The sequence below is a fragment of the Pseudomonas sp. HPB0071 genome, assembly GCF_000478505.2.
GTDB lineage: Bacteria > Pseudomonadota > Gammaproteobacteria > Pseudomonadales > Pseudomonadaceae > Chryseomonas > Chryseomonas luteola.
This window is the reverse complement of the sequence record NZ_KI517370.1, coordinates 60,365-68,976: the sequence shown is the minus strand read 5'-3', so window position 1 is coordinate 68,976 and position 8,612 is coordinate 60,365. Positions and strand designations below refer to the sequence as shown.

The 8,612-nt window shown below is 48.9% G+C and carries 9 protein-coding genes and 1 pseudogene; 4 read left to right on the top strand and 6 right to left on the bottom strand.

Translation table 11 applies throughout. The annotated features are described in order from the left end of the window. Nucleotides 1–79 precede the first annotated feature (79 nt). The 6 genes and pseudogenes from HMPREF1487_RS27090 to HMPREF1487_RS24715 all read right to left on the bottom strand — a co-directional run bounded on the left by HMPREF1487_RS27090 (nt 80) and on the right by HMPREF1487_RS24715 (nt 4,991). Nucleotides 80–1,161 (bottom strand): annotated as a pseudogene (locus HMPREF1487_RS27090) (IS3 family transposase). 180 nt (nt 1,162–1,341) lie between these two features. Then, a complete protein-coding gene (locus HMPREF1487_RS24735) occupies nt 1,342–1,614 on the bottom strand; it encodes a hypothetical protein (RefSeq protein WP_154982425.1) in 273 nt (90 codons plus the stop codon). Between the two features lie 8 nt (nt 1,615–1,622). Beyond that, nucleotides 1,623–2,207 carry a hypothetical protein gene (locus HMPREF1487_RS24730; protein ID WP_010799530.1) on the bottom strand — a complete coding sequence of 195 codons (585 nt, stop codon included), beginning with the start codon at nt 2,205–2,207 and terminating at the stop codon, nt 1,623–1,625. A gap of 20 nt (nt 2,208–2,227) precedes the next feature. Continuing rightward, complete coding sequence (locus HMPREF1487_RS24725) at nt 2,228–2,467, bottom strand: hypothetical protein (protein WP_010799529.1); 240 nt, start codon at nt 2,465–2,467, stop codon at nt 2,228–2,230. 89 nt (nt 2,468–2,556) lie between these two features. Beyond that, on the bottom strand, nt 2,557–3,165 hold the full coding sequence (locus HMPREF1487_RS24720; RefSeq protein ID WP_010799528.1) for a DUF6012 family protein: 609 nt from the start codon (nt 3,163–3,165) through the stop codon (nt 2,557–2,559). Between the two features lie 32 nt (nt 3,166–3,197). Beyond that, nucleotides 3,198–4,991, bottom strand: a complete 1,794-nt coding sequence (locus HMPREF1487_RS24715) for a DNA cytosine methyltransferase (protein WP_010799527.1) — start codon at nt 4,989–4,991, stop codon at nt 3,198–3,200. 176 nt (nt 4,992–5,167) lie between these two features. Between HMPREF1487_RS24715 and HMPREF1487_RS24710 the strand changes: the two genes are divergently transcribed. The 4 genes from HMPREF1487_RS24710 to HMPREF1487_RS24695 all read left to right on the top strand — a co-directional run bounded on the left by HMPREF1487_RS24710 (nt 5,168) and on the right by HMPREF1487_RS24695 (nt 8,591). Further along, complete coding sequence (locus HMPREF1487_RS24710; protein ID WP_010799526.1) at nt 5,168–5,773, top strand: hypothetical protein; 606 nt, start codon at nt 5,168–5,170, stop codon at nt 5,771–5,773. Nucleotides 5,774–5,946: 173 nt separating this feature from the next. Then, nucleotides 5,947–6,174, top strand: coding sequence for a hypothetical protein (locus HMPREF1487_RS27545; protein ID WP_154982424.1), 228 nt, complete (start codon nt 5,947–5,949; stop codon nt 6,172–6,174). A 9-nt stretch (nt 6,175–6,183) separates the two neighbouring features. Next, nucleotides 6,184–7,266, top strand: a complete 1,083-nt coding sequence (locus tag HMPREF1487_RS24700) for a tetratricopeptide repeat protein (RefSeq protein ID WP_010799524.1) — start codon at nt 6,184–6,186, stop codon at nt 7,264–7,266. Between the two features lie 263 nt (nt 7,267–7,529). After that, nucleotides 7,530–8,591, top strand: a complete 1,062-nt coding sequence (locus HMPREF1487_RS24695) for an SH3 domain-containing protein (protein ID WP_037031332.1) — start codon at nt 7,530–7,532, stop codon at nt 8,589–8,591. Nucleotides 8,592–8,612 lie beyond the last annotated feature (21 nt).

Sequence of the window (8,612 nt, the reverse complement as noted above, 5' to 3'; positions counted from 1 at the left end):
GAGCGGGTTACCTGGTCGATTTTGATCGACGGCCCGCTTTCAAAAGCAGCGAGGGCTGAAGTCGACCGGAAATACAGGGCTACTTCAGACCTTCCTTAACACTCTCAAAGCTCAGGAAATAGCGTTTCCCATACTCTATAGACGACAACTGCGTAGCACTGCTGGGTCGATGTTTAGAGTTGTAGAACGTCTCGATCTAATCGAAAATATCACTTCGGGATTCGTCACACGTTCCGTAAATCTTTTGTCGAGTCTGTTCTCGCCTCAAAAGCTGGAGAAAGCTCTCGGCTACGACATTATTTCAACAGTTTCATGCTGTTGATTATATTGTTGGCCTTCAAGAAACTTTACCCACCTGAGCTACGGAGCTGGCTGTTCTGGTCTGAGTGAATCACCACTTGCTGTTTTGCCTTGCGTCGCCACATATCCATCAGCACGACTGTCGATGGCTAGGTCGCTGCACATTCTGGGCTTCATTGACCAACCAATATCTTTGCGATAGATCAAATCCAGCACTACCGCTAGTAAAGCCTCATTTTATAGGTGCGGATGTAGGTGATATCGGTCATCCAACTCTTATCGGGCTCACTCACATTGAACTGTCGGGCCAGGTGGTTGGACGATGCTACTGTTGACTTTCCGCCATAAAAAACCAGGACGATGGCGATAATCCGTTTGCGAACACTGCCCCTCTGCCTGCATAAAGCAACTGATTCGATTTCATTCAACGTGCTCTCTAGCTCTTACAGATCAGCGTGAATCTTACAATAGCCATACACGCATCTGCTTTCTAACCAGGCGTGGTTGTTTAGGCCGAGCAGTCGTTGATATTTTTTGGCCCGGACAGATTGAGGCTCGGCCAGTAGGATCAATATTCGCAGGGATGCACCCTGAGGGTTTGGCACAGGCCACGCATCGGGTAATCAGGAAAGTACTTTTTCTGAAGGAATCCTTCAGCCGTACTCCCTGGCAAAGTACACGGCGGCCTTTTTTAGCTCTTCAGTCACGAACTTGAGATCAGCACGAAGCCAACCTAGCTCGGCTTACTGGTCATCGCTCTTCTTGGCACTTGCTGTGGCGTTTGATCCATGCCTAAAGGCTGTGAGCGGACATCCCTTGGCGCTTGGCAACATCGGCGACAGGTTTGCCTTTCTCGGTCAATTACTTGAGCGCCTCGATCCTGAACTCTTCAGGGTAACACTGACGACTCAGGAGACCTTTTATCTAGGCCTCATTATGAAACTTGGAGATGTCTAGGAAGCCCGGAGCGCTCCTAGCTTAGCCAGTATTAGCTTCATAACTATTAATCAGCTGTGCATAGTATGCCCAGCTGATTAAGCATCAGCCTCGCTTCGATTTCATGAGAAGAGTAGTCAAATACATCGATACTCCTGCTGTCATAGCACTGACCAAAGCACTAGCGATTAGTGAATCCTTTGCAGGTAAAAGGCTATACAGCGCACAACCCGCTGCGGCTCCTGTCACGAAGGACTGTGAAACCAAGGCCAACTGCTGGCGCTTCAAAAGGAGGGCGACTCCTAAACTAATCAAATGCATCAGCACCGCAAAAGCTAGTACAAATGCAATATTCAAACACCACTCTGGTGTATCCATGGCGATCATTACAGACGTGGGCCTTTAGGACCGGGTTTAATAGTGGGCTGATTACGATTGTCTAGCTTTGTTGCCATCGACTCAAGCGATGCGTTGAACTGAGCTGATAATGGTCCCTTATGCGGATCCCGTGTCGCTCCTGAAGGCAAAGCAGGATCTCGGCTGGCGCCAGCACTAGCTGAGTGTGAACTGTTTGTTTTCAGCTCCTGGATCTGCCGCTTCATGCTACTGAACTGCTGAGCCAGATGAACGCCAGCGGTCGTCATTATCGGTAGCGTTGATAGAGCCATTAGCGACAAAGTTTGCATGGACTGCCACTTGGAGGGCGAGGTGCCTGCCAAAGCTTGGCCTATGGCTTCCAGCATTGTGTCAGGCTTATGCTTCATAAAGGCAGCAAGTGCTTCTGGCCCTTGGCTTGCTAGAATATCCTTGTGCTCAAGGATATTCATAGCAGAGGCAAAGAATGTTGTTGGCATGATCACAGCGGCTACGATAGCCCCTGCTGCTGCTGGATGAATCTGTGCAAGGGAACTTGCGAAGCGCTTGAAAACGGACTCTGATTTAGTCTCAAGCTCTTTATTGATGTCAGTCATAGAGTCGTTCCTTATGAGCTCTATAGGAATGTTTTGATCAGATCGCAGAACTCTTTACAGGCACCCACCATCGTTTCTAATGTGGGCGCATCAGCCGTGATCTTTTGATTCTGAAGATCGGTAAGAAACGCCGCGTATACCAGGGCGTGGTTTTGCAGATTTATGCGAAGCTTATCGTTGAGCCTATCACTTGAGCTAATCAGTTCACTGCACCCATCAAGAGTGCTACTCAACTCGGCTATGCCAGCCATATCAATCATGTCTTTGGTTCCCTTCTAGCTTGAGGTCTGATTCATGCGGCCTAGTCAAATCGGTAGCGAATAAAGTTGTTGAAGCATTACTAGGCACGTCAGCAGTTGGCGACAAATGCAGAATCAAGCGTAGGGACGCATTTGGCCCAGGAACGGCTAGCGAGTACGCGCTCACGCTCCAATGTATGCATGTGAAAGGTTTCCACTCGCCTGGTAATGACTCCGTCCACTATCGAATCGGCTATCAAGCCGTTTCGCTTTGGGAGCTGAGTTAACTGAGCTCTTGGACGTGCACTAGCGGGGGACCAATGCTTCGACACCTCTGGCCAGCGTACTTCGAACATCTGGCCTTCATGGGACCAGCTGTACCAACGCGCCATATCATCGCTTGCCGCATCATGCTCATTATCGAGGATGATGTAATTCACTTCGTGAGTTGCGATGCGCTCAGCTCCAATGGACCATCGAGCGATGCTAGTAAATTCGCTTACTCTTTCCTTGGTCTCAATGAAAATACCGATCACCGCTGTTTGTCCTTTCTTGCGACATGCTACTTGGTAGCGTTTGTTGGGATATGGCCTGCGGGTAACGATATCGACCCCACCTTTTAGGGTTAGGCCAAACTCCGGGAGTACCAGCTCAACAAGCTCGCAGTTGGAGCCGGATTGAGAACACGCAAGGAAGCTAGGCGTAATGTGGATTATCATTTTTGCGACTCTTCTATAGGGCTAGTTGTGTACTACAAACCAGGGCTTCGTGGGCGCGGCGGAGGAGGTGTCTCCCAGAGTGCCTCGCTAGTGAAGAGGGCTGTCTGAGCTGGCGCAGCTGTTATAGATCTTTTCTGGAGTTCGGGTAGGTCAGTTGATTTCAGCGAGGCTGTTTGCGATGGGGCTGGCGTACTCAAATGATCCACTACGGGTTCACCTGAAAGCCTTGGATATTGAACACGCATAATCTCGCCGAGGCGCACATTTTTCAGGGCATCAGAGCGGTGAAGGATGCCGACGCCGTTTCCTACATCCTGAATGACCATGCCTAGGTCATTTACCGATACGACCCCTTCATAAACAACTCCTGCCAACGGCGCCCGGATTTCAGTGGCTACCATTGCTGCGGAGTCTGTCATCTCACTACAGATAGCCTCTACAAGGTCTCGAGTAGATGTAGCTTTGACCTCATGGGCGAAGGACAGAATAGATTGTCCAAGTAACTTGGAAGCGGCGATAAAGGGTCCTGATACGACGCCCTGGCCAAGCACCTCATGAGCGAGGGTAGAGGAAAGGTTTTGTATGATGGATGGCGGGTATTGCTTGATCCGGGCATGTTCAGCAGGTGTAAGTTGGCGCAGCAGGTTGGGATTGGAGGGATGCCGAATTTTAGGGTCCGTACTACGGACTTTTGAATAGCCCTTAGTGATGGTTCCGATCTTTTCATCTTCAGCAGAAAAGATCTGCATCTTAAAGTTTTTGCCTTCCTCCTTATCTCTTGCCTCTTTCGCCTTAAGCCCCGACATCTCGCTCCACATAGGATCGTCTAAGGAAATATCGTCCAGTACATCGGAAAGCTTCAACCGCTCCCTGGCTGGGATTTGGAGCATGCTCCAATCAAAATGCATTCCTTGTGTTACTGCGACCATGCACCAGCGATCACGATGCTCAAGAGCATTGAACTGTTCGCCTTTGAGTACGGTTTCATGGGTTTCATATCCCAAGTCGCGCAACTGGTTGCGGAGGATGGAGGCGCTTGCACTTGAGGCATAAGGCACGACATTTTCAAACAGTACGAATGCTGGATTTGCCTTAGCTAGAATTACCAGGGCGGCAACAACTAGATGTCCAACCTCAGGATGCTCCTCTGGATGAGACGTGCCTCGTTTGGCTCGACCCGCTACTGACGCGCCGGAGCAGGGCAGCCCCATTTCCAAACCCTCAAGCTTGGGTATATGCCGCATCGCTGCCTGATCAAATGCAAGCTCCTGCATTGGAGCTGCAAGGGGAATTGTATTTAAAGACCAATTCTCACCATGGGAAGCATGATCGAGTAACTCCGGCCTGATTTCATTTGCAAACCTATTTACTGAATCAATACCGGCTTGCTTTAAGCCTTGGTGCATTGCATGTGCAAGTAGGCCACCACCATGGGACAGACTACCTATCTCGAGTGATTCGCCGTTAATCACCTTGGTTTTGAGACGACTCAGTCGCTCCTTTTTCTTGATCTCAGAAGCTAAAGGCAGGAGATATATCTCTCCTTGGCGTTGAACAAGGCGAATAGATGACATCCCGTCAAACAGCGCCAGCAACTCCTGGCTATTGATATCAATGACTGGGTTTTCGCGGCCTTGCTTGTCTAGTTTCCGGCTGACTACACGGGAGCCATCCGGGTTGGCGCGTAGAGTGACCGTTCCGCCTTTGAGATGAATATCAAACCGATCACCTGGCGCCAGCCCCGCATTTGAGACCTCTAGGTTTTGAAGCCAAATCCTGGGCTTCCCCCGATTTGCTCCAATCTTCTTGATAAAGTAGCCGCGCATTGCATCACTAGATGATATTAAACCGTAGTAAATAGATTATCATGCAGCCTTAATGCAAGCATTAACCACATTGCGCTTGATTTGTTCTTTATTCTAGAATAGAACGATATGATAGAAATGGTTCGATTTTGCCTTTCGGATACACATGCTTGAAAGGCATCAAGCGAGGTAGCTAAATGAGTGAAGCAACTATCTATGAGTTTCGGCCCAAAGGCCTTACTCCTGCGGCATTAAGGGGCAGCGCCATCCTCAAGCAGATTCAGGATGCCCAAGCTTTGATCTTGAACCATCCAATTGAGGTGACCAATGATGGAAAAGGCCTAGCCTATGGCGCTTATAACTGCCCTATCTACTACCTAAGCGATGGTCGTGCGCATCACACAGCTGGTGAGCATATCGATCAGATGCGTAGTACTAGAGCTAACACCCATAACGCAGTTGAGTTGCGATGTGATGCGCTCGGGCTGGCTATTTATGTATCAGGGGTCATTCAAGTAGATCAAAAGGTGTTTGGACCCCGTCAGCAAGGCAATCCGGTGGGCAGAGGATTTCGAGTTGCGGTTTATCACTACGGGAAGAAAGAGGCTACCTTATGCGTAGCTGTTGTCTCGGCTGCGGATCTTCTCAAAAAACTGCATCAAACATTGCTTACCACCTTCAACAATATCGCCGCTGATTACAATCTGACAGGTATGTCTGAGGAGTGCCTTGTGTTGCGCTCCAGCCACAACTTTTTCCCTGACATACCCTTAGGACTGGCCGACCTGGAGCATTGCCGGTGATAAAGCATGTAAGAAACCATAACGCCACCTATGCATCCTGTCCGGTACTTAGCGACAACGAAGCACTGCATTATCTTGCTAGGGGGGAAATTCCGTCAGGCGCCCACTACCTAGAGGTGCCACCAGGAAAGATCATCAAAAGTCGTGGGTTTTGGCTTAACCCAACAAACAAAATGCATCACGCTGCAAACGCCTTTCTAATTTCGACCAACGCACCAACGCTGAACCTTGATGACATCGCTGAGCGTAAACCTGTCCTGTGCTATCGCTCCCAAGTCGACCCAACGTTTTACCTGGGTTATAAGCAGGGCGCCTATCTAGAGCCGCTTACCGAAGGGCATTACCCGCCTATCCCCCTTAGCAGGCTTACTTACGTTGGCCATGTAATTGCTTCGATTTAAGAGATCTTTATGTACAAGCTGTCGGCTATCTCTGCCACTCTCATCCTGCTTGCAGGATGTGCCTCTGATAACTCAGCCAATTACCCAGTCTATGGTGTCCAAGATTCTTTGGTTGCTCCTGTTTACGAAGCAAACTCTTCTTACACCACGCAAACCCAAGCTGATCAGAGCGGGCATACAGTAGAGGCCAATGACAATCAGGGTTGGACCCCTGTGACGCAAGATGTCCCAGAAAGCGGCTTCGCTGAGCAGTCAGATGCTACAAATGAACAGTTAAGAGCAGAGGCAGAGCAAGCTTGGCAGTTAGGAGACACAGCGTCTGCCCTTAACTACTACAACCTGGCAGCTCAAGCAGGGGATGCTCTTGCACACTACGAGTTAGCCCGTATCTATACCAAGGGTGAAAGAGTAGAAAAGAATACAGTTATCGCTACTGAGCATTTGAATAGCTCTGCTTCGCTTGGCAACCCCGAGGCGCTGCGTGTACTAGGATGGCAGTACGTTCGCGGGGATAACGGTGTCATAGATCGCGAACGCGGCGTTACCTTCCTTCAACAGGCCTCAGAGTCCAGTCAACGGGCTCAGCTGGAGCTGGGAATGCTGTATGCAGGGCTTTATAGCTCGCTAAGCTTAGATGATGTTGAAAAAGGAACCGCTTATCTACAGGCAGCGGCGCAAAGCGGGGATTCGGAAGCCAATTACCAACTAGGCCGTTTACTCAAGCGAGAGGGCAGGGAATTGGAAGCTATCGCCCCTTTATCTATTGCTGCTAACAACGGTAATTCTCGTGCACTTGCTCTATTACATGAGCTCGATCCTACTGCCACAACCATCAACAGCCATAGAAGCCCTGAGGCTCTTTACCAGCAAGGCATGGCAATTCTTACACGCAATGTCAAAGGGCCTATTGCGAAAAAGGCGGAGGGATATGCTCTGCTTTCTGCGGCAAGCGACGCAGGCTACTCAATGGCCACATCAGAGCTGGCGCTACAAAGCGCCATTAAGTTTCAGATGGATCAGACAAACCCTAACTGGCTTGAAGAATTTAAAGATCGGCTAGGAGTGCTGAGTACTATTCAAGCAAGCCGTTAATTCAGGCCTTGATTTTTAACGTAGTGCTGGCGCCAGGCAGCCATCATTCGTCCATTGTCAGAAGAACTAAATACCAAAGTCATAGTGAACCTGAGTTCACTTTAAAATAGACTGGTTGATTAACTATACTTCACCATTATGGTAGGCTTACAAAGCCTTACTACCGAAGCCGCTCGAGGGTAGCCATTAGAGTTGTAGCACCAGGTAATAAGCGCGAGGGCTATCTAATGGTTTTGAAACTCGAGTAAGCGGGGCGTAGTAAGATGAGTACGGACACGAGCACATTTAGCGCGGCTGAGGCTTTACGAAAAGCGTTAGATCGAGCAAACCCTACACAAAGGCTGCTTTCTGAATTACAGAAATCTCGGCTTGATCATATAAAAGCGATATTAGAACCTTTTGAGTCCATCAAGAGGCAGCTATTGGAGCGAAGTGAGGCACAGAAAGCCTTACTGGAAGCAGCAAATGCTCCCTTAGTAAGGCAGATTGCAAGTGTTCAGGCCATATTGAGGAAATCCCAAGTACAGAGCTATCTTGAGATCGCAAACAAGGCTAGCGAAGCTTTTGGCGGTATCCTTAAGGCTAAACCGTACTGGAACGAAACACTCCTCTCTAACAGTACAGCCATAGCTAAGGTTCTTAGCGATTTTCAACATAGTGCTAATACGTTCGAACAAATTGAGCGCTCGCACCTTCCATTACTCAATGTCTTCAGAGATGCCGACCAGGAACGCATCAATTCATTATTTCAAAGCTTCGCTTCAGACAGTCTCATTGATACTGAAAGCGATGTTTTGAAGGCATTTTTGGATGAGCCTCCAACAGAAAGTCAACGCAGTGCCGAAGCTGAGGTCATTGATAAGCTGCGAGGCGTATCATCTGAAACAGCCCTTTCGGCAAGCGCAAAACTGCTGCTGTTCATCTTTTTTTCGTTGTTTTTTTCAGTCATCCAGAAAGTCCCGGCAGTTACTGCTAACTTCTTGAAGGAGTGGAAGGACTATCGTGAAAATGCTTGTGATATAGCTGAGCGTCTACCAAGCGTGGCCTCTATGGCGCAGGTACGTAAAGAATTTCGCAAACATCTTTGTGGAACACCTATTGAGTTACAGAGGCTTACGCGTATCGTAAAACGCGACAAGGTTAGGCTCAGGCTGGCGCCAAGCATGAAGGCCAACATCATAAGAGAGTTGCCCATTAACTCTATCGTACGTGTCCTCGACTCAGAAGATCGTACCTGGCTGCATGTTGTTTACCATGATAAGGAAAACGACATCGATATGCAGGGATGGGTAACAAGAAAGATGGTTGAAAAAATAACCGACTAACAATCATGCGATAGGCGGAGA